General features: G+C 50.1%; 14 protein-coding genes, 11 tRNA genes and 1 rRNA gene. 3 read left to right on the forward strand and 23 right to left on the reverse strand.

Translation table 11 applies throughout. The annotated features are described in order from the left end of the window. Window positions 1–7: 7 nt before the first annotated feature. Genes OHJ21_RS31615 through OHJ21_RS31630 form a run of 4 tightly spaced genes read right to left on the reverse strand, consistent with a single transcriptional unit; the run spans window position 8 to window position 8,902 of the window. Window positions 8–1,273 carry a vWA domain-containing protein gene (locus OHJ21_RS31615; protein WP_486022270.1) on the reverse strand — a complete coding sequence of 422 codons (1,266 nt, stop codon included), beginning with the start codon at window positions 1,271–1,273 and terminating at the stop codon, window positions 8–10. A gap of 37 nt (window positions 1,274–1,310) precedes the next feature. Continuing rightward, on the reverse strand, window positions 1,311–3,695 hold the full coding sequence (locus OHJ21_RS31620; protein WP_486022272.1) for a transcription initiation factor TFIID: 2,385 nt from the start codon (window positions 3,693–3,695) through the stop codon (window positions 1,311–1,313). Between the two features lie 2 nt (window positions 3,696–3,697). Then, window positions 3,698–7,087, reverse strand: coding sequence for a tubulin-like doman-containing protein (locus OHJ21_RS31625; protein ID WP_486022274.1), 3,390 nt, complete (start codon window positions 7,085–7,087; stop codon window positions 3,698–3,700). Window positions 7,088–7,114: 27 nt separating this feature from the next. After that, window positions 7,115–8,902 (reverse strand): vWA domain-containing protein, encoded by a 1,788-nt coding sequence (locus OHJ21_RS31630; protein WP_486022276.1) that lies wholly within the window; start codon window positions 8,900–8,902, stop codon window positions 7,115–7,117. 315 nt (window positions 8,903–9,217) lie between these two features. On the opposite strand from OHJ21_RS31630, the gene OHJ21_RS31635 reads away from it, so the two are divergent. The 3 genes from OHJ21_RS31635 (at window position 9,218) to OHJ21_RS31645 (ending at window position 12,230) form a co-directional block, all read left to right on the forward strand. Then, window positions 9,218–9,370, forward strand: a complete 153-nt coding sequence (locus OHJ21_RS31635; RefSeq protein WP_164817485.1) for a hypothetical protein — start codon at window positions 9,218–9,220, stop codon at window positions 9,368–9,370. Between the two features lie 142 nt (window positions 9,371–9,512). Then, entirely contained in the window at window positions 9,513–10,298 is a 786-nt protein-coding gene (locus OHJ21_RS31640) for a hypothetical protein (protein ID WP_326115773.1), read from the forward strand. Between the two features lie 15 nt (window positions 10,299–10,313). Then, on the forward strand, window positions 10,314–12,230 hold the full coding sequence (locus tag OHJ21_RS31645; protein ID WP_486022278.1) for a hypothetical protein: 1,917 nt from the start codon (window positions 10,314–10,316) through the stop codon (window positions 12,228–12,230). Window positions 12,231–12,359: 129 nt separating this feature from the next. Here the strand turns inward: OHJ21_RS31645 and glmS are convergent, their stop codons facing one another. The 19 genes from glmS to rrf all read right to left on the reverse strand — a co-directional run bounded on the left by glmS (window position 12,360) and on the right by rrf (window position 24,978). Then, window positions 12,360–14,192, reverse strand: coding sequence for a glutamine--fructose-6-phosphate transaminase (isomerizing) (gene glmS, locus OHJ21_RS31650; RefSeq protein ID WP_326119696.1), 1,833 nt, complete (start codon window positions 14,190–14,192; stop codon window positions 12,360–12,362). 733 nt (window positions 14,193–14,925) lie between these two features. Continuing rightward, entirely contained in the window at window positions 14,926–16,266 is a 1,341-nt protein-coding gene (gene glmM / locus OHJ21_RS31655) for a phosphoglucosamine mutase (RefSeq protein ID WP_326115776.1), read from the reverse strand. Window positions 16,267–16,298: 32 nt separating this feature from the next. Next, on the reverse strand, window positions 16,299–17,765 hold the full coding sequence (locus OHJ21_RS31660; RefSeq protein ID WP_486022280.1) for a CdaR family protein: 1,467 nt from the start codon (window positions 17,763–17,765) through the stop codon (window positions 16,299–16,301). Beyond that, window positions 17,758–18,588: a diadenylate cyclase CdaA gene (cdaA, locus tag OHJ21_RS31665; protein WP_071221881.1), complete on the reverse strand. Its 831-nt coding sequence runs from the start codon at window positions 18,586–18,588 to the stop codon at window positions 17,758–17,760. Before cdaA ends, OHJ21_RS31660 begins: the two co-directional genes overlap by 8 nt. Before the next feature lie 319 nt (window positions 18,589–18,907). Then, the gene (locus OHJ21_RS31670; RefSeq protein WP_100541376.1) at window positions 18,908–19,522 is read right to left on the reverse strand and encodes a zf-HC2 domain-containing protein; all 615 of its coding nucleotides are present in this window, start codon (window positions 19,520–19,522) and stop codon (window positions 18,908–18,910) included. 224 nt (window positions 19,523–19,746) lie between these two features. Next, window positions 19,747–20,316 carry an RNA polymerase sigma factor SigW gene (gene sigW / locus OHJ21_RS31675; protein WP_009589526.1) on the reverse strand — a complete coding sequence of 190 codons (570 nt, stop codon included), beginning with the start codon at window positions 20,314–20,316 and terminating at the stop codon, window positions 19,747–19,749. 243 nt (window positions 20,317–20,559) lie between these two features. Then, window positions 20,560–23,346, reverse strand: coding sequence for a phosphoenolpyruvate carboxylase (ppc, locus tag OHJ21_RS31680; RefSeq protein ID WP_326115781.1), 2,787 nt, complete (start codon window positions 23,344–23,346; stop codon window positions 20,560–20,562). A 273-nt stretch (window positions 23,347–23,619) separates the two neighbouring features. Further along, window positions 23,620–23,693, reverse strand: a tRNA-Gly gene (locus OHJ21_RS31685). Window positions 23,694–23,769: 76 nt separating this feature from the next. Continuing rightward, window positions 23,770–23,843, reverse strand: a tRNA-Pro gene (locus tag OHJ21_RS31690). 20 nt (window positions 23,844–23,863) lie between these two features. Beyond that, a tRNA-Arg gene (locus OHJ21_RS31695) sits at window positions 23,864–23,940 on the reverse strand. Between the two features lie 3 nt (window positions 23,941–23,943). Continuing rightward, window positions 23,944–24,018, reverse strand: a tRNA-Gly gene (locus OHJ21_RS31700). A 5-nt stretch (window positions 24,019–24,023) separates the two neighbouring features. Further along, window positions 24,024–24,107: transfer RNA gene (locus OHJ21_RS31705), tRNA-Leu, on the reverse strand. 14 nt (window positions 24,108–24,121) lie between these two features. Beyond that, window positions 24,122–24,197: transfer RNA gene (locus tag OHJ21_RS31710), tRNA-Lys, on the reverse strand. A 67-nt stretch (window positions 24,198–24,264) separates the two neighbouring features. After that, window positions 24,265–24,339 (reverse strand) — tRNA-Gln (locus OHJ21_RS31715). 52 nt (window positions 24,340–24,391) lie between these two features. Then, window positions 24,392–24,467, reverse strand: a tRNA-Val gene (locus OHJ21_RS31720). A 118-nt stretch (window positions 24,468–24,585) separates the two neighbouring features. Next, window positions 24,586–24,660 (reverse strand) — tRNA-Glu (locus OHJ21_RS31725). A gap of 37 nt (window positions 24,661–24,697) precedes the next feature. After that, window positions 24,698–24,773: transfer RNA gene (locus OHJ21_RS31730), tRNA-Thr, on the reverse strand. Between the two features lie 3 nt (window positions 24,774–24,776). Next, window positions 24,777–24,852, reverse strand: a tRNA-Asn gene (locus OHJ21_RS31735). A gap of 9 nt (window positions 24,853–24,861) precedes the next feature. Continuing rightward, window positions 24,862–24,978, reverse strand: a 5S ribosomal RNA gene (rrf, locus tag OHJ21_RS31740). Window positions 24,979–25,117 lie beyond the last annotated feature (139 nt).

A 25,117-nucleotide genomic window follows, 5' to 3' on the forward strand; every position in this document is an offset into this window, starting at 1 on the left:
CCCTGCTTTAAAATCCTCGGCTTGTTGAATCATTCTGCCGCTGCCCTCTTCCCGTACGGCCCGGCCGCTGCACATTGCGGATAATCCTGCTGCTCTCCTTAACCGGAATCACCAACGTGAACAAGGCGATGATCCCCGCAAGAATAAGGCAGGCTATCAGACGAACGGAGGCATCCCCAATTTCCTCTCCGGAAAGACCATATTCCAGAACGATGCCTGCCAGTACGCCCGATACCGCGCCGCCTATGCTGAAGCTAAGCGCAAGATGGCGGTTGTCAAACATTGTTCCGAGGGCCAGGCCCATGGCAGCGCCAATGAGCAGCATCGCAGCGATTCTGCCGATCTGATAATAAACGCTATCTTCCATAGCGCCCGTACGTTTCGTCAACAGCGAACGGTCTCCGACATCGTTATAGATTTTCTGGAAAATAAAAGACAAATCTGCCGCGTTCTGCACATCGTAATATTGCCCGCCCGTTTCGGCAGCAATCGTCTGAAGCAGTTGGGCACCGTCCGGGTTAACAAGGCTGAGGCCAATCGTATTCACCGCGATTTGCTGCTGCTTATAGTCCGCAAGCACACGCGCATGATCCGTTTCGCTAAAGCCGTCCGACAGCATAATGACCATGGCGCTTCGACCGGCATCATGGCTCTCTTGGATATGCGTCATGGTATCCTCCAGCGCGAGACTGATGTCCGTACCACCGTCGGTTGCTGCCAAACCGTCGATTTCCGCGATGATCTCATCCTTGGTTTCTTGGTTCTTCACACGCGTAAACGGCTGCAGTAACGTTGTCGCATGATCGAACACCATCACCGATACGCGGTTATCCGGATCCATGCGGTTGATCAGATTTTTGGCTGCCGTGTATCGGTCCTGATTCGGGTCCGTCTCATTCATGCTGCCCGAATTGTCAATGACCAGCACGATATCCTTCACGGGCTTGGCGCTGCCCGGGTTCAACTGGTACACCCACTCAAACAGCATGCCGAGCAGGAACAATGCCACCAACGTGGATGGAATCAGCAGCTTCCATGATGTGCCTGTGTATCGCTGTCTCCATGAGCTCCCGCTCAAACGGGGGGATATCAGTTCTGCGATTAAGCAGGCCATTCCGATGCACAAGGCCAGAATCCCGAAATAGATCCCTGTAACCACGATGACAGGAAGCCCTGTCCCCCACTGGCGAAGCAAAAATTCCCCAATGGCAAATCCGAGTCCCCCACCGACCAGACTAAGCAGCAGCAGGAGAGGGTTTAATTTTCGTTGCACAATACACGCCTACTCTCTGTATCAGAATCTAAGAACGTTAGCGCAGTTCGGGAAGTTGCGCCGGTTCCATGCCATGAAATTCATAACCATTTGCCGTATAGGTCTCGTAGTAGGTTCTGCCATTCCGATAATACATCAGATCCTCCAAGTGGAAACCTCCCATCAGGTTCAGCTTCTCAACCCCGCTGGAGCGCTTCTCATGCACGATGCCAAGCTTGTACACCCGTAAAGCTTCATCGGCGTGGATCGCGTAGCGGACGAATTCGCTGTCGGCATCGCCGAAGAAATATTTCTCCTCATATCGATGCTCCTGCGTATAGTCAAACAGCCTGACCAACGTAACGGAGTTCTCCTCCAGCATCCGGTAAAGCACCTTAAACAGGTCTTCCTTGGCGAGCACCTGCTTGTTATTGTAGTCGATGGTTACATTCGCCCGCCGCAGCAGTTCTTCCTCGAAGGTCTGCACAAACGGCTCTGCCGTCAATAGATCCCTCAGACAAACCCGGATCATGTTCGACAGGATCGGTTCCGTTCCTTCATGCGTAACGATGGAGAGATTGCCGACATACCGTTCCTCGAAGAATACTCCCTGGCCGCGCTTACTCTCCAATTCCAGCATCAGCTCTTCCGTTACAAGGCCATAATACTCCATCAGGTTCTGGCCGATATAATCGTCTGCGGTACGTATGCTCGACTGGGCTGCCTCCAGCAACTCCGCTTCAAGCTGGTCCAGCATGTTCGCCTGCTGCTTGTAATGACGGTGGATCCGTTCTAGCTCCGCCTCATAAAGCCTGTACAGCGCAAGCTCCGTTTCCAGTAATAGAAGCTCATATTTCCGCCGATAGACCTCACCAACGAAATAGCGAATGAAATGACGCACATTCTGTTTATCTCGAAAAGGAAGCTTCTTGAACGGCTGGCTTTCCACGCTTTCCTCATAATAGCGGTTTAGCCCGTCCTGCTCGGTCTTCAGGAGGCTGCCGAGATCCCGGATTCGAGAACGAACCGCTTTAAGCAGTATCCCCTCTCCCGCCTTGTCGCTCGTCCACTCCACGATTTGATAACAACCGATTTGCGGATGATCCGCCAAGGTGCGACGAAGCGCACGATGGAGATCCTCAGAAGTGCTTATATCGCTCAGTCTCTTCTGGACTTCCAGCTCGTAATTGCTGTGGAAAAATTGCCGACATCCTTCGCCGAACAGCGCCTCTTCAGCCTCGCGAATGTTCATCCGCTTCAGCCCGGCAAAACTGACGGGGTGTGACATCATACCCTTTAGCCCGTCCAGATGCTCTGCGTTCGGCAGCATCCGGTCCGCTTTTGCCGATACGGCTTCCGGGTCGAGACCGAAGTAGGTCAGGCATTCGTGAACCTCAAGTTCCGGCCCGCCCTTCATGCGAAGCAGCAGCCCGCGGCACAGATGATAGAGGACCGTGAGCGCAATCGGCTCGCCCGGCCTCTTCACCCGGGCAAAGCCAGCGGAGACAAAGCCTTGTCGGCCGGATTCCGTCATGATATTGCTTTTGAAGGACGTATTGTTGTAGATGCCCCGGATTCCGTCATAAGTTTCATCCTTCTGCTTCCGGTTCTTAAGCAAACCCAGATGGCAGATGATATCGTAGATATCCTGCATCCCGGCGTATCCCGATATGCCCCGTTCATTCTTATCGGACAGCACATAGACGAGATCAAACAACGGCGAGGCCGGGTGAACGACCGGAATGGCCAGCCCATCCTCCGTGACCTGCAGCGGCGCAGAGAAGCTGTATTCCCGGCTTTGCATCAGCTCCAGCTCCCGCAAGAAGGCAACGCCCACGGAGCTCGCATAACCGTAGGAGTCAATCTGCTCCCTTTCTTGAATCAGCGCATACAAATCCATTTGCACCGACTTGAAAGACTGCTGGAAGATGGATTCCGCCAGTAATGAAATTTCCGGAATAAACACATTAAACGGGTCGTCGACCCGTGTAATAACAGATAGATGAATCCGGTCAAACGATGAATAGCTGCGTCCATAGTCTGAAATGTGGTGGCTCAGCTTCCGAATCGCTTTGTTCAACCCGGCCAGGTGGTGCGGGTCCCAATAGAAGCCCTGGTACAGCTCCTTGCGTACGGACTTGGATGCGCCGTCTGACTCCGGCAATTGCAGATGATACCTGTGAAGACGACCGGAGGATGCGGAGCCTTTCGGCTCCCGCCCTCCATCTTGGCCCGTTCCCACGTGCAAATAGATGACACTTGCGCTGTTGTCCCATTTACGGTCATGTATCTCCATGATCGGCTCGATTGCGGACGCCGTCTTATCACCGATGAACAAGTATACCTCCGGGTAGTGGATGCTGCTCTGATCATCCTCCATCAAGGTGAGCTGCTCTTCCGATTTGGCGTAGCCCTCAGCATACTGGCGAAGAATTTCCCTCATCGCTATTTCAACCTTCTGCGGATGTCATTTAATTTCGAAGAGACCTGTCTATAGAACTGATAACGTTCTTCACCGTCCGCAAGCTCCACCTTCTCGTATTCGAGCCGGTCGCGCGTTTCCAGGAACCGTTCGGCCAATTCTTCCAGCTTCGCGAGCAGCGGCGTAATTTCCTCGGAAGCGGTCAGCTCCTGATCACGGCGGGAGGATTTACGAAGCAGCGTGCTCCGGCTTTTCTCATCCAGCTGACGGAAGTGCTTGTAGACTTCATACTCCACGTCATTCACGCTTTTTAGCAGATTGGCAAACGGCTCCCAGGAATCCTCTTCCGGATCGCGATCATAAACGAAGAGCGCACCCTTCTTGGTGATCGTCCCGGTATATAACGCCTCTATAAATTGATCGAGCCATTTCTCCTCATTCTGATTGTCGCTGATCAAGAGCTCGAATTCCGTGATTTTGGCTGCGATGGCTGCATATTTCTTCAGCTCTTCCCGCACGCTGCGGATCATTTCCGGCGAACGAATCAGATTCTCCTTGGCCATATCCTCGTTGATGCTGTTGAAAATATCCTTGGAGCCTACCCGCTCCAGTCCCTCGTTCATCAATCGCTTCAGCTCGGTCCATGCCCGCTTGACCTCGCCAAGGTTAGGCTTGGGGCTATCCAGCTGCAGATCATAAGCACGAATCAGCTCGTTCAGATCAAATGGCTTCGTGAACACAACCGCGTAGCGGCTGCTCGTATTCTGGTCGACATCCTTCTGGATGATGACCTTAAACTCAAGCGCCTGGTTAAATTCGGCGCGAACCCGGGCGTTGTAATCCTGAACCCGCGGGTTGACGTAGGTATCCCCCCAGGATTTTTCGGGAATCGGCGATGGCAGGTACGTCCAATTGTTGCGGTCCGTCTGTACCAAGTGGCGCCCAACGCCTTCCTTGTCCATGATCGTGCGTTCGTAACTCTCCTCATAAACCTTAAGCGGTGTATAAACGAATAACGGCACGCCGTTCTTTGTATTCAACCAGAAGATCCGGTTCTTCACTTCGCTCTCCTTCACGGTGAAGTGAGACTTCCCGACTGAATTATTCTGATAATTTCGAATCCCCTTCAGAATGCTTGGAGCCTGCACAGGCACGGATACAAAGCCCCAGGAAGGGAAGTACAAATTGCCTGCGCTGTTGCTCAGATGGAAGACCGGAACAGCTTCATCATCCAGCTTGCTGGCGATATTGCGCTCGACAAATTTTTCGATGGAATCCTCCTGCCCGAATTTCATGACGAGAAAATCCTCCATCGAACGGGTGATCAGATCGCCGAATTTATCGGTAAGAAACTCCGAAATGGATCTGACGATATCAATCTCCTGCTCCCGGGTCCAACGATTCGCATGGCTTAGCAGCTCTTGCGCAAAATCGCGGATGAGGTCATCCACATCCTTCTGATCCATGATTTTGTTGATGACATCGGAAATGTCGGGCACGCTGACCAGGTTCCAGTAATACGTCTTGTTCCCTTTATGATCCTGCTGTTCCTCCCCGTTGACGAGAATGTCACCGTTCTTGGCAAAAATCGAATTCAGCGCATTCAGAATTTCCGTATATACGCTATAAATCCGGTTATTCTCCTGGTTCAGCAGATCGTATAAATCCTCATAGAATTCAATCATCTGCTCGGTGCGTTCCACATCCGCTTCCAGCCAATATTCGTTGATTTTGGCTTCAATATAGATGTTCTTCTTCTTATCCTTAGAGACAAAAGCGCTCTTCGCATCGCCCAGACGATCGATCGCCTGCTCTCTGGCCGACTCGATATCACGGGGAATGCGGGTCAGATTCTCGCGCAGTGCTTCGATGTAGGACAGCAGCATCTTCAGCAGGCTGAAGCCTTTCTCCGTATAAATCAAACGGGATACGTAGAACGGTCCTTGCTGCGGATGCAGGAACATGCGGCGGATTTGATCGCTGAACTGAGCCACGATCTCGCCCGGCAGCTGCTTCTTCGCTTTGATGTATTCCTCACGGGCTCTCGCCAGGAAATTTTGCTCCAGCTCCGTATCCATATTAATGACCTGATTCTTCACGACGTTCGCGTAACTAAGTCGCTCGCTGTTCTGGTAACCGGGGAGAGGCTCCGGTACGCGGGACTCAAAGTTCTTGGTCATCGAGTCCAGGTCGATGCCCAGCTTGCTTGCGAATTTCTCGACGTCCTCCTGGCTCGGCGCTTTCTCGAACATGGTTTGCATTTTGCCGAAGACGCGGTACGCCAGATAAGTGGTCATCTCTTCAATGGGTAGAACAGCTGAAGATGCGCCGATAATGTTGTAGTCGTAATTGGCAGGGTACGCCTTGTTCATCTGCGCGATATTGGTACGAATGTTGCTGATATAGTCATGGATCGCAAACTCTTCGCCGGACTGTTTTTCCTCGCTGGCCATAAAGTTCGTGATGTTCTCCGCAGTAACGTTCATGCAGTAATCATAAGCGTTCTCCAGCAGTTTGCCTTCCGTATTCGTAGCGGATATCAGGTGACACAGATTAAACGGAGGCAGCGGGGAGTTCACGTTCAGGATGCTGCCGTACTGCTGCTTGAACCGCTCGCCTCTGGCATCCACGTTCATCCAGTAATCGAGCTCTTTGAGGGCGGCATACCCGTTCTTCTTGATGTATTCGCGCGTATGCTCGCTCAAGCTTTTGTTGGCCAGATTAATATCCGGCGTAAACAGATAGCCGAGCGTGTTCACGCGGTCAATGCCGGCAGAGCCGTGGTCCCGCTCGATAATGCCGCGAACGATATAGGCAATGTCCAAGAAGCAGCCGCTGCCTGTACCACCGGAGAGCCCCGTCAGCAGGAAAACCATCAGCTTTTTGTTCGTGCCGACCGACAGCGTCTTAATCTTCTTGTCGATCGCCTGCACCACTTGGGTAATCTTCGTGAACAGGAGCAAGCGGCCCGCCTGGCGTACGCCTGCGGCCCCGTTCATGCCGTCAGTAATGCTCAGCTCGGGCGACAGCCAATCCGTAATATACGGCTCCAGGATGCTTCGGTTTTGAAGGAGGCCTCCAATCTCGGCATTAGAGAGGAGCACGAATTCATTGATCGGATCAAGCCCGATGCCTTTATAGCGTTTATTCTTATCCTGTTCGTTGGTCTCAAAGGCCAGAAATTCCACATTATCCGGCTTGTCCATTCTCTTCTTGGACAACGGATCCTCCGGCAGCTTGAAACGGCGGTTAATCTGATATTTCAAGCGCAGCAGCGCATCGATTCCCGTCCCTCCAAGTCCAATGATAAGGATCGGATTGTCGATGGTATCGACCCGTATTTTCTCGCTGACAATCCCGCCTCCAAGTGAAACGTCAAGCTGTTGTATATGTTCTCTAACTACCGGTTTCATAACTTCCCCTCCTGATAGGTCCTGGCTTTAAGCCAAATATTCCAATAATATCGTTTTGTCCGCCTGCTGCAGGGAAACTCTCAGCCGGTCTCCGTTCTTAAGCTCCGTGCCATTCGATGCATCCAGCGCGCGGCCGGATTTCTCAATCACGGCTGAAGAATTGTTTTTAAGTATCATGCGGTCATTCTTGCCCGGCATGAAGAGGATCTTCTCGGTCTCCTTCAGCTCGGGAGCAAGCTGCAGAAGCTGATGCAGATTGAACTTCCCTTTGAACGAAGTCAGCTTCTTGTATTGCGGGAACGTCTTCTCGCCGGTGTTCTCATCTCTGATCTCGATCACGATCTGACCGACAAAGCCTTTGTTCGCTTTCTTCATCGCGCCGAGTATGAAATATGCAGCCGCTCCAACAATGAGCAGGGCCGCGATGCCAATGATTACGGGCCATAAAGGAAAAGGTTTCGCATCCTCGCCCGCAGTCATCTCCTTCCCACCGCTTCCGGAGCCCGCGGCTGCCGCTTTTGCGCTAATCTTCACAGGCGCGCTTTCGCGGTAGAAGCTCTGCTCCTCCGCCCGTACCCTCAGCTCGTAGTCGTGCTTTTGCGGAATCTTGTAATTCCCTTCAAAGCTGCCGCCTTTATTCTCAAGCTCTACCTCTGACTCGTCCCCGGTGTCCAGATCCTTAACCAACAGCTTGGCCGTCATATTGCCATACTGTTCCTGGTCCTGCAGCTTCTGTCCATTGCTGACGAGATATGCCCTAATATCGATCGTGTCTCCAGCCTTTACCTTTGAAGGTGGCGGAGGATCCATGGTCAGCTCCAGGTCGTAGTTGAATACGAGGTTGATGTCGATTTTGTCTTTCGATACGCCTTTCACCTGCAGCTTCCAATCGCCTTGCTGCGGCTTCAGCAGCTTGAGCAGCGAATAGGAATTGGAAGTGGATCGCAGTACGTTGGCCGAAGGAATAGTCTGCTCAGCGCCCGCAGGATCGACCAGCTTCACGTCGACGGGGCTTGAGGACATAATGGAAATGTTCGCCTCCAGCACGTTCGCATTCGGCACACGGACCGTAACCTCCTGATAGCTTCCGTTGCCGGTAATCGATTGTACCGGAACGATCTTAAGCTGCTGATGGCTGGCAAAAATCTCGCTTAATATTTGCGGAAGGTCATCCGCCGAACTGGTGGTAAAGGATTTGCCCCCCGTTTGGTTTGCCAATTCAGCCAGCGTTTCTTTATTCAGCTTCCCGTCGGCATTCAGCCCAATCGTATAAATCGGGATGCCGCTTCCCTTGGCCTCCTTGACGGCTTGATCTAACTGTTCTGACGCTTGCTGGCTTGTCTTGCCCGTGTTTGGATCCAGGTCATTGTTACCGTCGGCCAAAACAACGATCATCGGCGCATGCGCCGGGTCCATTCCCTGCTTCAGCACTTTTACGGCTTCATCGAGGCCTACGGACATATCCGTGTACGGGCCGCGATCAAGCTGATCGATAAACTCCTTCAGCGCGGTCTTGTCCGCCTCCGACTGAATTTCCAGCAGCGCTTTCTCCCGCTGAATCCGGTCGGTATAGGAAACGACGCCGACCTTGTCGCCGGTGGTGGCCAGCATGTCGATAAACATTTTCATCGCTTCGCCGCTGATCCGCTCCGGATCACTGTTTTTCATCGAGTTGCTGGCATCCATCACCAGTACGGCATCAATCTTGGAGCCCTGCGAGGCAGCCATTGCCTGAGGCATGGTTCCTCCGCTCCAGCTCAAGATCAGCAGCATCGCTGCCATCAAAGAGAGCAGCCATTTATTTTTACGTAACATTGAATTACTCCTTCATCCATTTAGTCTAGCATCAGGTGGATGCCTCGGTTCGTTTGTCAGACCATGAGTCTAACTGTAGGCAATAAGTCTTAAAATTACATGAAAGAAAGCTTAAAAAACAATAACGGGAACATCCATTTCTCTGGTGATTTATATAGAAAATACCATGCTAATCACTAAAATATACCAGCACTATGTCCATATGATATAATTATACCTGCCAAAGTTCAACATAATCAGTCGTACCACCCGGACTTAGGACACAAGGCTCACCCACCATTTTCGAACAAATACGATGCCGAAAGGAATAGATATATGATTACATACGGATGTCTCGGGATTTTGTTTCTTTTTGTCATCATCAAGATCACGGCCTACTTCAAGCGTAAGAAGAACGCCCCGACACCGGAGCAGCTGCATCAAACCCTGCTTGAAGTTGCCAACTCACAGAGGGAACAGCATGGATAAGAAAAAACCCGTACAACTTCGCCCCTATAGTAAAACGAGATATGTCTACCAAAAGTTAAGGGTTTGCAAACATTGCCACAATTTCACGATTCTTTGGGAAGACAGCTGCGCTTTCTGTAAACGGAGCGCCCCTGTCCCCGTTATGGAACTTGCAGAGAAAATGGCCAAGCGTTCCATGCAAAGTGACCGGCTTCTCTTCTATATTATAGGGCTCTCTGCCGTACTTCTTAGTCAGACCTTCTTGCAAATCGTGATCTCCTTTGCTTGTATGGTGGTCCTGCTTGTATGGTTATGGCTGATGCAGCGCCGGATGCTGCAAACGGAGACGCTGCATGCCCTGAACAAGCTTATTAGATCTCATCGAAAACAGATTCTTGAGGGCCTGGATCTGAACAAAGCAACGGCTTCTGCCGCCATCAAGGAAGATGCCCAGCTAGGGTATGAAATCGTCAGGGAAATTGCCTCCTTGGTCCGGAATGACCGTATCCGTCTGCAGCAGATCGTTCTCCTTCAAAGCTTCAGCTTGCGCAAGGATATGGAGCTTGAACTCGAACCGCTATTGCTGGATGAGTTTGATCCGGATCTGGCCGCCTATATCGGTGAAATCGCCAAAATTAAACGCGAGTTGATCAACAGCAAAGCGATCCAATACCTGCTCGACCATGAATCCAACATCTTGCGGATGGAGCAAGGCAGGCAGATTATGATCGACGCCGCCGGGGCAGCGGTACGGAAGAAAAAATATATCGATACGTTCCCTGATTTTATTAGCCGCTATGCGGATGGATTGCCGAGATACCGCTTCCTCCGCTTGTATCAGATCGTACGCCGCAATCCCGGCTTGTCGTGGAACGGCCTGCGGGACCGGGTGTCGGCCATTTATAATGAACACTACCGCTCGGACCCTGATTTTCAAAAATGGGATTAGAGGGGCTATACCGTTATGACGATGAAAAACACGCTAACCCTGCGTAATTTGTATCTTTTTTTATGTATAGTCCTTCTGCTGCTGATCGGATATAAGGGATTTCATATCTATCAGAAAATCGAATCGATGGCACAAGCCGAGTTATTATATGCTCAGAAAAAAATGGTTCAGGCCGAGGAGTGGTATCAGAAAGCGCGAAATAACCGCTCCCTTCTATATAAAGAAGAGCTGCTTGCTTCAAGATTACAAGAGCTTCAACCCATTACTTCCATGAAGCAGAGCCTTTCCTCGCTTGATCATCGATTGAGCCGGGTCGGGGAAGCAGGCGATTTTTCCGGCTTTATGAACGTATATGCCGAATTGCTTGATACAGAGCAGAAGCTGGCCGAGCAGCAAGGAGCTTATGCTTCCTACTACGATGAAATTGCTGCATTCTACGGAATCCCAGGCGATGTGAAACGGATATTCCTGCAGTTCATTGGTTTGTTTAACCGTCAGGCCGACGAGCTGCTTGAAGAGCAGCAGTATGACGATAACAGCTTCAAATGGAATTTGCTCCGCATTCCGGATTCATTCTACGGCGGGGAAAAGCAGAAGAATGACAAGCTGCTCCATCTGTTCCAGCGTTATGACGAAATGGTCCTAACCCGTCTGGCAGGAGCCGGACAGTATACGGATCTGCTGAATTGGTCACATGCCATGAGTTCCGAATATGCCAACCGATCGCTGCCGGCTGCCTGGTTGAATGGCAAGACCGATGAACTTGTGTATACCATGCTGCAAAAGGATGTGCTGCGAGAACGGCCCTCCGATTTTGTTTCGCACGCCATGGGGTATCGAGACTACCTGGAACGGAACGAACGAAAGAACGCGGAAATCATGGAGTATATTCAGAACCAGATGAACCGGTGGATCGCAGCGGCCGATGGGATGGTACAAAGCCAGAACTACGAGGAAGCGGTAGCACTCTATGAAGCGCTGTCGGGATACCAGGATATGAGCGGTAAACTGCAAGCTGCCGAATTGGCCTGGACGATCCACGATCCGATTCGTTTGTTCCACATGGCTGGTTTGAAAGGCAGCTTCAGCTACGTCAGCGGAGGCGGGAATCGTTTCGGAGGATTGGCCTATGCCACTGGGGTTGATGAGGGAAATATCATCTATTTAGCAGTCTTGAATGCCGATGAAACGGTGCAATTATTCCAAAACCATGATTACCCGTCCGACATCGCCATCCAACAGGTTTCAGTCGAGGATTCGCTTAGCACCGCGAAGAATCCGGTTATCCTTGTAGAAGGCGATGCAGATAACGAGCTGGTCTGGTATTCAGCCTATGAAGCCAGAGATGCCAATCTGACGCCGCTGTTCCAGTTCACGGCCGAAGGCTATCAAGTGCAGCCGGATAAGTCTTTGCTGGTGACGAATCTGGAAGGAGCCAGTCCGGATGAGATCGCCATCTTCGAACGTCAGGGAGACCAATACGGATTCACAGGATATCAGGTTCATTATACCGACATCGATATCGCTAATATCGAGAAGTATCCGAATGAGAAGGTTCGCTTCTCGGTCCATATCCCGGAAGGTGGCTACGGCGAGGTCGTTGCTGGACGTAATGGATACTATATCGTCTTAAGGGGAGACTTGGATTTCCCTGCGGGGAGCGCGACGCTAATCGGAACGTTCAACGGCGAGTATCAGCAGCTGGAGATACCGGGAAGCCAGAGTTCCACAACAACTCTAGACCCCGTTGAACCGGAGGCCAATCAGGTTGACGGAAATATCATGGATGAAACAGATAGCCCAAGCGAACCCGCTAACACCGAAGAAATCAATCCTGATGAAGTCCAACAAGACAATGGCGAGATTGGTGACAGCACCGGATCCAGACAGATCACGCAGGTGCCTGTCATTCAGGTCGAATCGATCGAGTAAGCATAACAAAAAGGCTTCGCCCCTTATCACCAGGGGCGAAGCCTTTTCATTTATAAATTCATTTTTTCTTATGCGATATGAATCCTGACTTTCATAAACTGAACAGGAGCTTATTTCCCCGCTCCCGCCTTACTCCACCGTCACGCTCTTCGCCAGGTTACGCGGTTTATCCACGTCGTTGCCACGGGCAAGCGATGCGTAGTAGGCAAGCAGCTGTAACGGTACGACAGACAAAGCTGCCGTCAAGATCGGCAAAGTCTTCGGAATGGCGAAGGCTTGATCCACGGATTTCAGCAGGCCGGCCACATGCTCTTCATGCGTAATGGCCATCACTTCTGCACCGCGTGCCTTCACTTCCTTGATGTTGCTCACCGTTTTCTCCATAACCGCTTCCTGGGTTGCCAAGGCAATGACCGGAATTCCCTCTTCAATCAGGGCCAGCGTACCATGCTTCAGTTCGCCAGCAGCATAAGCCTCGGAGTGAATGTAAGAGATCTCCTTAAGCTTAAGGGATCCTTCTTGTGCTACGGCGTAGTCTTGACCACGGCCGATGAAGAACAGGTTCTCATGCTCCGCAATTTGCTCGGCATATCCCTTGATCGATTCTGCGTTGGTCAGCATGGACTCAACCTGTTCAGGCAGTGCTTCCATCGCTGCAATCACTTCAGCAACGGCGTCTTCCGTCATCGTACCACGTACTTGAGCCAAGTACAGACCAAACAGATAAAACGCAATCAACTGCGAGGTGTAAGCTTTCGTGGAAGCTACGGCAATCTCTGGGCCAGCCAGGGTGCCGAGCACATCGTTAGCTTCACGGGCAATCGAGCTGCCCACCACGTTGGTGATGGCCAAGACATGAGCGCCATGGCTCTGTGCTTCACGAAGCGCAGCCAAGGTGTCTGCCGTTTCACCGGATTGGCTTACTACGATGACAAGCGTCTCTGGCGTAACGATCGGCGAACGGTAACGGTACTCGGAAGCCACATCATTTTCAACCGGAATGCGTACCATCTCTTCGATCACGCTGCGTCCCACAAGTCCGGCATGGTAAGCCGTACCGCAGGCGACAATCTGCACATTGCGAATGCTCTTAATCTGTTCCTGTGTCAGCTTCAGCTCAGGCAGAACGACTTTACGTCCGCTCTCATCCACACGGCCCAGCATCGTATCCCGGTATGCTTTGGGCTGCTCGTGGATCTCCTTTAGCATGAAGTGATCGAATCCGCCTTTTTCCGCCGTAACGGCATCCCAATCGACACGAATCATTTCCCGAGAAATAAAGTTCCCTTCAATGGTCATTAATTCGACAGCATCTGCTGTCAGCAGAGCCATCTCTCCATCGTTGAGAATATATACGTTCCGCGTATATTTCAAAATAGCCGGAATATCAGAACCGATGAAGTTCTCTCCTTCGCCAAGACCGATAATAAGCGGGCTTGCTTGACGTACAGCCACCAATCGATCCGGCTCATACTCGGTCAAGACGCCGAGGGCAAATGCGCCTCTCATGTAAGAGATCGCCTTCTGCACGGCCTTAACGATATCCCCGTCATATTCACGTGCGATGAGATGGGAGATAACTTCCGTATCGGTCTCCGAAACAAAGTGATGTCCCTGGGTGATCAGCTCTTCCTTCAGCTCCAGATAGTTCTCAACGATCCCGTTATGAACAACGGAGAACTTCTGGCTTTCGTCCGTATGCGGATGCGAATTCACGTCCGACGGCCGACCATGCGTAGCCCAGCGGGTATGACCGATACCTGCAGTTCCCACGAGTGGGGCAGACTCCAGTCTCTCCTCCAGATTGGCAAGACGCCCTTGCGCCTTGGCCACACGCAGCCCTTCATTCGTAAAGACGGCAATCCCTGCTGAATCGTATCCGCGATACTCCAGCTTTCTCAATCCCTCGATCAACACCGCTTGCGTTTTCTGATTTCCAATATATCCGACAATACCACACATCGTATGATTCCTCCGTTCAATTTCCCTATAATAGTAGGCGGAAATAGAACACGGCAGCATCTGTGCGGTATCAGGAAAGAAGAATGATCTATTCAATTATCAACGTTCAAAATATCCAGCAAGATATAGGCTGCTAAAGTTGAACAGACATGAATGCACTCTTCTTCCACCGCGCTGCCCTGTTCTAAATCGCACATTCATGTTTTGTATATTAGTGATAAGAAGCACCTGCGGATACGTTGTAAGAACGGTCGCCCATTCCTTTTCCGTGATTCGCTTACGGTTGGTGCATAACCGAGAGGTCCCCGCCGAACAATCCGAACACCTCTACCTCGTCAACTTGCGTTCTGCCGTCTGGTCATCCCTATCGTAGCAATAACCAATCCCCGCGCAGGTACAAGCTCTGGCGCTTATAAAGCTTGAAGTAACCTCACAATCCTCGCTTTCTATTCTTGAATGACATCCTTTATTATATTCATGCGTTCAGACTTTGGCAACTCGGCTGTTTCCCAGGTGCTCCAAGCCCTGCGTATAATTAACCCCATGAATGACATCGAATGACCTATCCTCTCAAGCGATGCCGTAATTTGCACTCTTTGCTGACAGGACAGGGGGTGTTGCGCTTTCAGCGACTGGCTTCATCGAAAAGCAGCAGGCCAGTGAACCGGATCCACATAGTTCACTGGCCCTGACAAAAATTAGTCTGCTTTCCTTGAAAAATACACCCTTAGTCTTACGCCAATTCCCGCTTCACCACGTCTGCAATCTGCGTTACATAACGGTCGAGCTCTTCTTTGTCCGGGCCTTCCGCCATGACGCGAATGAGGGATTCCGTTCCCGATGGGCGAACCAGGACGCGTCCGTTATCACCCAGAATGCCTTCAACTTCAGCAATCGCAGACTCAATAACGGTATTGCCTTGGTACTTGCTCTTATCGCCAACACGAACATTAACCAGCACTTGCGGATACTTGCGCATGCTGCTCTTCAGCTCATGCAGAGGCTTACCGGAGGCTACCAACGTATCCACCAATTGAATTCCCGTTAGAATGCCATCCCCTGTGGTGTTGTGATCCAGGAAAATGACGTGCCCGGATTGCTCTCCACCCAGGTTATAACCACCGCGGCGCATTTCTTCCATCACGTAGCGGTCACCGACTGCAGTTTTTGCGGTTTTCAGCTTCAAGCTGTCACATGCCTTATAGAAACCGATGTTACTCATAACGGTTGAAACGATGGTGCCTGCCTTCAGCTTGCCGGCACGGTTCATGGCATCACCGCAAATGCACAGAATGAAATCGCCGTCCACTTCCTCGCCTTTTGCGTCAATGGCAATCAAGCGATCCGCATCTCCGTCAAAAGCGAGACCAAGGTCAGCGCCATGCTGGAGTACGGCCTCAACGAGTTTCTCCGGATGAGTCGATCCACAGTGATCATTAATATTCAGGCCGTTCGGCTCAGCACCGATGGCGATCACTTCCGCACCCAATTCACGGAAAAGCTTCGGAGCCAGCTCATAAGCTGCGCCATTCGCACAGTCAAGAACGATTTTCAGACCGTCAAACCGGTTATTGACCGTCGTTTTCAAATATTCCAGGTATTTATATTTCGATTCGTTATCAACCAGCAATTCACCTAAATCAGCCCCGATTGGTCGCGGCAGATTATCTGTTTCCGCATCCATGAGCTCTTCAATCTTAAGCTCTGTCTCATCCGACAGCTTGAAGCCGTCTCCACCGAAGAACTTGATGCCGTTATCTTGTACCGGATTATGTGAAGCCGAGATCATAACACCCGCATCAGCCTTCAAAAGTCTTGTGATATACGCCACCGCTGGTGTACTCACGACACCCAGACGAATGACGTGTGCACCGATGGACAGCAGGCCTGCAACCAAAGCCGACTCCAGCATAGCCCCGGATACCCGGGTATCCATACCGATGATGACGGTTGGCTTCTCTTTATCGCCAGTAAGCACATAGCCTCCGCAGCGACCGATGCTGTAAGCCATTTCCGCTGTCAGTTCTTGATTTGCAACTCCTCTTACTCCATCTGTACCAAAATATTTCCCCATGTTTTATATACTCCTTTATCTACTCTTCGTTATTATCCATCATTGGACGTTTCTGATCCGGTTGTTCCATCACTTGATCCGTCTCCCGGCGGATGTGATGGGCTTTCTCCTGATCCGGAGTTATTCGTATCTTCATCAGTTGGAGGCGTCTCCGTATTCTCCTCCTGATCATTGCCTGTTCCTGATCCCGTTCCTGGTGAAACAGGCTTGTCTTTGTCCGTTCCCTCATTCTTCGAGGTGTCCGGCTCCGTTGTCACGGGTTTGGAGTTATCCTTGAGCTCTATCTTAATCACAGGACGTTCCGAATCCGTACGGTTAATAAAATTAGGCAGCGTGATCTGCAGCGGAATTTCGTGAACGCCGGCTTTTAACCCAGTTGCGTTCGCTTCAGCTCCGATATCGGTCGGCTCCAGACTATTGAGCAAGTCAGGCGCTCCGGTGAGCGTTAAAGATATGGTCTTTGTCTTTGGATCTGTAATGACAGCATCCAGGCCGGTGGCAACCCCTTTTAACGTTATCGGAATCCCCGTAATCACCCGTTCACCATGCGATACAGCCGTAACATCCACCGTTACAGAGCTCGGCTCGATTTTCTCAAAACCTTCGGGCGGCGTCAAGTCGGCCGTAAGCACTGTTGTTCCCGAATTTCTAACTTCTCCCAAATTGATCGTAGCTTCGACATAGGTCTCAGCTCCTGCCAGCGCCTCTTTACTGCCAAACAGCTTCACTTCTTTTACCTTCTGGTCCACCTTGGAGAGGACAAACCCTTCCGGCAGCCGTCCGGTATATTGTATCTCCAGTGGGAGGGTGACAAATGCAGGTTCAATCGGCACTTCAGCTGCTACTGCAGCAGGCTCAATGACCGCATCTTCCATCGCGTTGCCTTCTTTATCATATGCTGTAAGCTTGACTCGTTTCTCCGTAATCTTCTCTTTGGCACCATCAAGGTCCACATTACCTTTGACCTGCCCCAGATTCGCCATGGACGATTCAGGCAGGGTAACCGTGACTTGTCTTGGGTCAATCAGCACGGGTGTTCCGGCCCGGTAATCTTTAGCAGGCTCGCCTTTGGTTCCAATACTTACCGTCACGGATTTCGACACTCTCGGCTCTACCGTCACCGTAACAACGGATGGCTCCATCGATATCATCTCCACGCCACTCGGGATGGAGGGGGTTAGCGGAAGTGTGTGCGTACCCGGTTCTCTGACGTTGCTCAAATCAAGCTTCACCTTATAGTCGTCGGTCAAAAGCGAGATATTGGATTTCTTTCCCCGAACTTGGAGATTTACGCGGTCCTGATCGATACCCGTTAACGCATATTCGCTGTCATCAAATCCATACGTCTGAATCTTAACGCCTTCAATGACTTTGGTATCATAAAAAGTCGTTGGCGGTGCAGGCGTTCCGCTGTCCATATGAACCATCGCCCACAATAAAATACTGACAGCGAGTGCAATGAGCTTGCTTGCCGTGTTGTTCTTGATCCATTTATCCATTGCTGCCGTCCCCCTTCCGTTTCCAGAAGAACGTGCGTTTCTCCTTAATGGACGCGGCAGGCCTGAGCTCCTCATACAATTTGGAGATGAGGGACTCTTCCTTAATATCTCGAACCACTTGTCCATTCAAGGCCAGCGATACTTGCCCAGTCTCCTCGGATACGACAACCGAAATCGCATCCCCCACCTCACTGATTCCGATAGCGGCACGGTGTCTTGTTCCCAATTCCTTACTGATAAAAGGATTCTCCGATAGCGGCAAATAACAGCCAGCGGCCGCAATTTGACCGTTCTGAATAATGACGGCTCCGTCATGGAGAGGTGTGTTCGGTATAAAAATGTTAATAAACAATTCCGAGCTGATCACCGATCTCATCGGAATCCCTGATTCTACATACTCATTCAGGCCCGTCGTCCGTTCAAAGACGATCAGAGCCCCTATTTTGCGCCGCGACAAATAATTAACCGCCTTAATGGTTTCGCTGATTAACTTATTGGTCTCCTCGTCAATATCCGCCGTCCGCCCGAACAGCTTGCCTCGTCCGAGCTGCTCCAGGCCACGTCTGAGCTCCGGCTGGAAGATGATGAAGATCGCCAGCACCCCAAATGTGAAGATCTGATTCATCAGCCACTTCAGCGTGTACAGATCAAACCAAGTGCTGAGCGCCCAGATGACCACAAGCACCAAAATCCCTTTGAGCAGCTGGACCGCCCGCGTACCGCGGACGAGCAGAATCATCTGGTATATTATATAAGTAACGATAAGGATATCGATGATATCTTTAATGGTTTCACCCCAGGTCATATCTGTGAAATACTCCATACAGCAACCCCCGTCATTTCCTTTAAGTGCGGGCCCAAAAAATCCGGTTCCTCGAAAATGAACGCTAAGATTCGAATGACCGAACCAGCTCTCCATTTTCCATCTGATCACACGGGGACTTTTTGAACTTCCTTTTTAATAACGCATGAGACTTATATATGTAGTATGTACTCTACACTCTCTAGGTTATAACGTTAATCTTTCCGATGCAAGCGGACGCCCTCCGCTTTCCATGAAAAAGATCATAAAATCAACAAAAGAAGCGCCGTCTTTTCACTGAAAAGAGGCGCTTTTTAATTAAGTAGGCTTCAGGTTACACCTAGCGGTAAGCGGCATCCGTAAACAGAGTGGAGATCTTGTACCATATCCAGTCCATCGCCCGATCTATGTCCTTTACTTGACCTGCTATATGTGAGGTGGAAGCCTGAAATAATTCTCCGTCAATGACGGTCACATTGCCATTCACTTGACCGTAGACCTTCGTCTTTCCATTCTCGACTGTAATATCTCCCGTGATGATTTGATCCGGAGGAATAATGACGGTATCTCCTTCAATCACCAGCTTTTCGAATTCATCACTCTTTACAACCAGCTGAGTATCCTGACTCCAAAAACTGATTGTGCTGAAGAGCATGACAACCAAAAACAAAGCTGCAGCCGTGAGCGCAGGATGATTCCTAACCCATTTGACCCAAGCTTTTTGTTTCTTGGGCTGCGGCAGCATACCCATTATACGTTCCGTTAAATCATCGGATGGCTTGGTCGCATGATGAGTTAAGGAATAAAGAAGCATATCGGTATGCTCCAGCTTCTCGAAGTAATTCCGACAGTCAGCACAATCCAGCAAATGCTCTTGCAATTCCAGCTGTTGTGGGTCGGACAAGTCATTATCCAGATAATCATGCATCAAAGAGACGGCTAATTTGCAATCCATTTGTGAGCCAATCCTTTCATTCAATCTCTTTGCTGGGTCTATTCCCCCATAGGGGCATAAGACTTGCTTATTGTTCATACGTGCCGGAATCGGGGATGTTTCAATTTTTTTAAAAGAAAATTAGAAAAAAAAATAGCGGATACGGACTTTCTGGCATCGCAAGAAAAAAGCGCCCTTAAACGCGGTCTCTCTTCCTCAAAGAACGGCGATAGGCGTTTTTTTCATCACAATTTGTATTCTAATTTTTTACGCAAAAATTCGCGTCCACGATGAACTCGTGTTTTGATCGTTGTTACAGGCAAGTCCAAAATCTCGCTGATCTCTTGCAGGGATAAATCCTGAATGTACCTTAGAATCATGATCGTCTTGTACTTGGCAGGAAGTCCGTCAATCGCCTGATGAATGATGCGCTGTGTCTCCGATAGCAGCATTTCACTCTCAGGTGTACGGTTATCGCTCGGGATCAGGGAATAGCCGTCCATACCTTCGCTTTCATTCAGGTCGGCGTCCAGCGAGAAAGACGGCTTGCGCTTGCGCAGCCGATCAATGCTAAGATTTGTACCGATTCGGTATATCCAAGTTGAGAACTTCTGATTCTCGTCGTATCGATCAAGGTTTTTATATACACGCAAAAAAGTCTCTTGTACGACATCCTCGGCCTCATGGCGGTTACTCAGCATCCGGTAAGCCAAATGAAAAATTTTGTCTTTATAAAGCTCTACGATTTCGGCAAAAGCTCTCTGGTCCCCTTTTCGGGCCAGCTTCGCCAGTCTTACATCCAAATTGTCCACCATAATTCCCCCAGAATGGTCTGATGGGTAACGTCTAAAAAAGCATCATTCAAATCGTAATTCAACTGTTTCTAAAAATCAACAATAATTCAAAAAGAATCCCTATTCCCTATCAAAGACAATCATGTTGCAGCCGATACTCTAATCATCAGAGGTTATGCTGCTTCATAGATTAAAAAACGAGGTCCCTCTAGGGAACCTCGCCTTATACTATCCCTTTCAAACCGATTTGTCATCCTGTAAGGATCAACCTGTATTACGAAGCCCCGCCGCAATGCCGTTGATGGTCAGCAGTACTTCCCGAAGCAGATCCGGATCGTCCTGCTCCTGCTCCCTCAGCTCGCGCAGCTCGTTAAGCAATTGAACCTGCAAATAGCTAAGCGGATCCACGTAAGGGTTACGGAGTCGAATTGATTCCTGCAGGACCGGCTGGTTATCCAGAATATCCTGTTGTCCCGTAATCTTAAGAACAAGCTCTTTCGTCAAGTTAAACTCATCTTGGATCAGACCGAAGATACGCTCGCGGGCTTGATCATCCTTCGTCATCAGAGAATACTCCTTAGCGATGATCAGATCAGCCTTGGCAAGAGCCATCTGAAGGGTATCGATCAGCGACGTAAAGAACGGATAGCTCGTGTACATCTTCTGTAGCACCTTCATATTCTCTTCCTTGCCCTGGTAGAAGCTCTGTAAGCCCGTACCAGCCGCGTACCATGCCGGAAGCAGGTAACGGCTCTGGGTCCACGCAAACACCCAAGGAATGGCTCTGAGGTCCTCAAAACGGTCACTGTTCTTACGCTTGGATGGTCGGGAACCGATATTCAGCTCTCCCACTTCAGGAAGCGGCGTGGATTCCTTGAAGAAACTCAGGAAATCCGGATCACGGAAGATCAGATCCTGGTATTTCTTCTGTGAAGCGGCCGATATGCTCGAGGAAATCTCTTCCCACTCTTTTTCGGTCGATTCTTTTTCAGGGTAACGGGCATTAAGAGAAGCCGTTATAAGTGCTGAAGTCGCCTGGTCCAAACTGCGGTAGGCAATTCCCTTCAAGGAATAACGTGAAGAAATGACCTCGCCTTGCTCCGTGATTTTGATGCCCCCTGCAATCGTTGATGCCGGTTGAGCCAAAATGCTGCGATTCAGAGGCATACCGCCGCGTCCAAGCGACCCGCCGCGTCCATGGAAATATTTCACCTTGATGCCATACTCATTGGCTGCAGCCGTAATATCTTTGAGTGCTACCTGGAGCTCCCAGTTCGCGGTAATGGCTCCGCCGTCCTTGTTGCTGTCAGAGTAACCCAGCATGATTTCCTGAAGCTCATTCATGGCGCTAACCGCTTCCCGGTAGATCGGTAGGCTGAAGAGCTTACGCATAATATTAGGTGCGGCATGAAGATCCTCAATCGTCTCAAACAATGGTGCAGCCTGCAAAGTAGCTATGACAGAACCATCGTTGTCCTTGCGGAAGAGTCCGACTTCTTTGGCAAATACCATCACTTCCAGAACGTCGCTTGCGCCCTCGGACATACTGATCAAATAACTTGAAATACACTTCACGCCAAATTCCTGCTGGGCACGGAATACCGTACGGTATACTTCAAGGCATTCTTCGGTGCTGTCGCTGTACTCTTGATAAGGCGTAGTCAATGGACGAGGATCGTTAAGCAGGTTGTTAAGCAGCTCGATCTTCTCGTCTTCGCTTAATTGGGCGTAATCCTGCGTCACGTTCATTTTACGAAGAATTTCGGCCATGGCATTTTCATGCTCTTGGCTATGCTGTCTGATATCCAGCGTTGCTGTATGGAAGCCAAACAACTCCGCCTGACGGATCAGTTTTTGAATATACGTATCTGCAACATAGTCAGCAAAATGGAAGCGCAAGCTTCGATCAATGATATTCAAGTCCTCGATAAATTCCTCAGGGGACTGATAACGCTCGTTGCCAGTCATGTTCTCATCGAGAATATGACTCATTTTAGCCAGCATATATACCAGCTTTACACGATAAGGCTCTTTCTCATTGTGCCAAATTTCCATCTTCTTCAGTGTTACATGTTCGCGGTCTTTTTCAATGGATTGAAGCAATTCATCCGAAACGCTCACAATCGACGAGCTGAAGCTCAGGTATTTCATGAATTCACGCAAAATCCGTTGGTATTCACGAATCGCCAGCTTCCGCTGCATTTCAAGCGTTCTCCATGTTACGTCCGCCGTCACTGAAGGATTTCCGTCCCGATCGCCACCGATCCACGAACCGAAACGCAAATAGGTTGGAACGTGCCAATGGTGACCCGGATAATATTTACTTAGGCAGCGCTCCAGTTCTTGATAAACCTCTGGCAGAATGTGAAACAGGGTCTCGTGAAAATAATACATACCGTTTCTGACCTCATCAAGAACCGTTGGCTTACGGTCGCGAAGCTCGTCGGTTTGCCACAGTGTAATCACTTCATTCAGTAGTTTCTCCCGAAGCTGCTCTCGTTCGCGGAATGTCAGTGTCGGGTTGTCCAGTTGCATCACATCGTCCGCTATCCGTTTATGAATATCCAGAATAGCCCGACGCATCGCTTCTGTTGGATGAGCTGTCATTACCAGCTCAAGGGATAGACTTTCGAGAATTTCTTGAACTTCTTCAAACGTAATATTGCGCTCTTTCAAATCCTGGACCGCACTTTCAATGGAACCTGGTTGAACACTCTCTCCGGCGGAACGCTCGTAATCGCGTTTGCGACGAATGCGATGATTCTGCTCCGCGATATTAACCAATTGAAAGTAAATGGCAAACGCGCGAATTACCTGATGGCGAATGTCGGGCTCCAATGTGCTGATGATCCTTTTGAAATCTGCAAACAATTCTGGCAGGAATACGGATCGCAACGATTTACTCGTTTCACGAATTTTCTCAACTATATCTAAAAGCTCATTGCCACCTTGGTGGACAAGAACTTCTCCAAGAATATTGCCAAGGAACCGTACATCTCGCCGCAGCAGATTGTTGGAATTGCTCTTTGCGGTTACTGTAAGTTCAGTCATGCTACTCCTCCCATCTCAACCCGTTTCAGCAGTTTGTCTATAGGACGTAACGCCTTCCTAACATCATACAATAAAAGCGCATGAAAATCTGCATTTTCCAGGCGAAAAAATTAGCCAAATCGACAAAACTCATGATATTGATATACCCATATACCATGGACATTAGTCCTATAAACCTTGATCCAACGATGTTCTTTAGTACATTAACACTTCGCAGGGTAGTCGTGTGAATATGTAAAAAAACATCACACACGGTGATGTCCTGCTTATGTATGGAGCGGGTGATGGGAATCGAACCCACGCTACCAGCTTGGAAGGCTGGAGTTCTACCATTGAACTACACCCGCATATCAACCCACAAAAGTGACGCTATGCTTCGGAGCATGCTCCGATTACTTTTGCAGGGCCCTAAATCTTAAGAAATCGGGATGACACGATTTGAACATGCGACCCCCTGGTCCCAAACCAGGTGCTCTACCAAGCTGAGCTACATCCCGATATTAATCTTTTTAAAAAATGGCACGCCCTGAGAGATTCGAACTCCCGACCTTTTGATTCGTAGTCAAACGCTCTATCCAGCTGAGCTAAGGGCGCAAATGGAGCGGACGACGGGAATCGAACCCGCGACCCTCGCCTTGGCAAGGCGATGCTCTACCGCTGAGCCACGTCCGCATTAATGGTGCGCGTGGAGGGACTTGAACCCCCACGTCAAAGACGCTAGATCCTAAGTCTAGTGCGTCTGCCAATTCCGCCACACGCGCACAAGATGAAACAATGGTGAGCCATGAAGGACTCGAACCTTCGACACCCTGATTAAAAGTCAGGTGCTCTACCAACTGAGCTAATGGCTCGCATTTCAGGTCTCCGAAAAGTATTCGGAATCACCTTCAAAGCTTAACTTCACTTTTTGGGGTGAAGTGGCTGGGGATATAGGATTCGAACCTATGCATGACGGAGTCAAAGTCCGTTGCCTTACCGCTTGGCTAATCCCCAAAATCGATGAGTACTTCTATTTTGCTGATTCTCGTTAGAATCATACATGAAATGGTGGAGGCTGAGGGGATCGAACCCCCGACCCTCTGCTTGTAAGGCAGATGCTCTCCCAGCTGAGCTAAGCCTCCATGTTGTGGTGACCCGTAGGGGATACTCTCACTTCGTTCGAGACTGCGAAGCCTCCGCTTACGAAGTTATCCTCCGACGAACCGACGGGATTCTCATTCCCTGATGCAATTAAAATAGTGGTGACCCGTAGGGGATTCGAACCCCTGTTACCTCCGTGAAAGGGAGGTGTCTTAACCCCTTGACCAACGGGCCACAATTTCATGCTGCATGTCCAATTCAAAAGCGAATCTGGAGCTTCCAACCGGGATCGAACCGGTGACCTCATCCTTACCATGGATGCACTCTACCTACTGAGCTATGGAAGCAAGTGGCTCCCCGAACAGGACTCGAACCTGTGACAACTCGATTAACAGTCGAGTGCTCTACCAACTGAGCTATCAGGGAATATGTACCGCTTGGCGACGTCCTACTCTCCCGGGACCCTTCGGTCCAAGTACCATCGGCGCTGGAAGGCTTAACGGTCGTGTTCGGTATGGGTACGCGTGGAACCCTTCCGCCATCGCCACCAAACGGCTTCAGATGCTTGATCACCTGAAAACTAGATACGAAACGAAATTTGCAGCACATTGAAATATGTTGGATAAGCCCTCGACCGATTAGTATTGGTCAGCTCCATGCATTGCTGCACTTCCACCTCCAACCTATCTAC

The organism is Virgibacillus sp. LDC1, assembly GCF_025792345.1.
Taxonomy (GTDB): domain Bacteria; phylum Bacillota; class Bacilli; order Paenibacillales; family Paenibacillaceae; genus Paenibacillus_AQ; species Paenibacillus_AQ lautus.

Excerpts from the sequence above, each read along its gene's own strand:
- OHJ21_RS31620 (WP_486022272.1), bottom strand. The coding sequence starts at position 3,695 with ATGAGGGAAATTCTTCGCCAGTATGCTGAGGGCTACGCCAAATCGGAA.
- OHJ21_RS31625 (WP_486022274.1), bottom strand. The coding sequence starts at position 7,087 with ATGAAACCGGTAGTTAGAGAACATATACAACAGCTTGACGTTTCACTT.
- OHJ21_RS31630 (WP_486022276.1), bottom strand. The coding sequence starts at position 8,902 with ATGTTACGTAAAAATAAATGGCTGCTCTCTTTGATGGCAGCGATGCTG.
- OHJ21_RS31635 (WP_164817485.1), top strand. The coding sequence starts at position 9,218 with ATGATTACATACGGATGTCTCGGGATTTTGTTTCTTTTTGTCATCATC.
- OHJ21_RS31640 (WP_326115773.1), top strand. The coding sequence starts at position 9,513 with ATGGAACTTGCAGAGAAAATGGCCAAGCGTTCCATGCAAAGTGACCGG.
- OHJ21_RS31645 (WP_486022278.1), top strand. The coding sequence starts at position 10,314 with ATGACGATGAAAAACACGCTAACCCTGCGTAATTTGTATCTTTTTTTA.
- glmS (WP_326119696.1), bottom strand. The coding sequence starts at position 14,192 with ATGTGTGGTATTGTCGGATATATTGGAAATCAGAAAACGCAAGCGGTG.
- glmM (WP_326115776.1), bottom strand. The coding sequence starts at position 16,266 with ATGGGGAAATATTTTGGTACAGATGGAGTAAGAGGAGTTGCAAATCAA.
- OHJ21_RS31660 (WP_486022280.1), bottom strand. The coding sequence starts at position 17,765 with ATGGATAAATGGATCAAGAACAACACGGCAAGCAAGCTCATTGCACTC.
- cdaA (WP_071221881.1), bottom strand. The coding sequence starts at position 18,588 with ATGGAGTATTTCACAGATATGACCTGGGGTGAAACCATTAAAGATATC.
- OHJ21_RS31670 (WP_100541376.1), bottom strand. The coding sequence starts at position 19,522 with ATGGATTGCAAATTAGCCGTCTCTTTGATGCATGATTATCTGGATAAT.
- sigW (WP_009589526.1), bottom strand. The coding sequence starts at position 20,316 with ATGGTGGACAATTTGGATGTAAGACTGGCGAAGCTGGCCCGAAAAGGG.
- ppc (WP_326115781.1), bottom strand. The coding sequence starts at position 23,346 with ATGACTGAACTTACAGTAACCGCAAAGAGCAATTCCAACAATCTGCTG.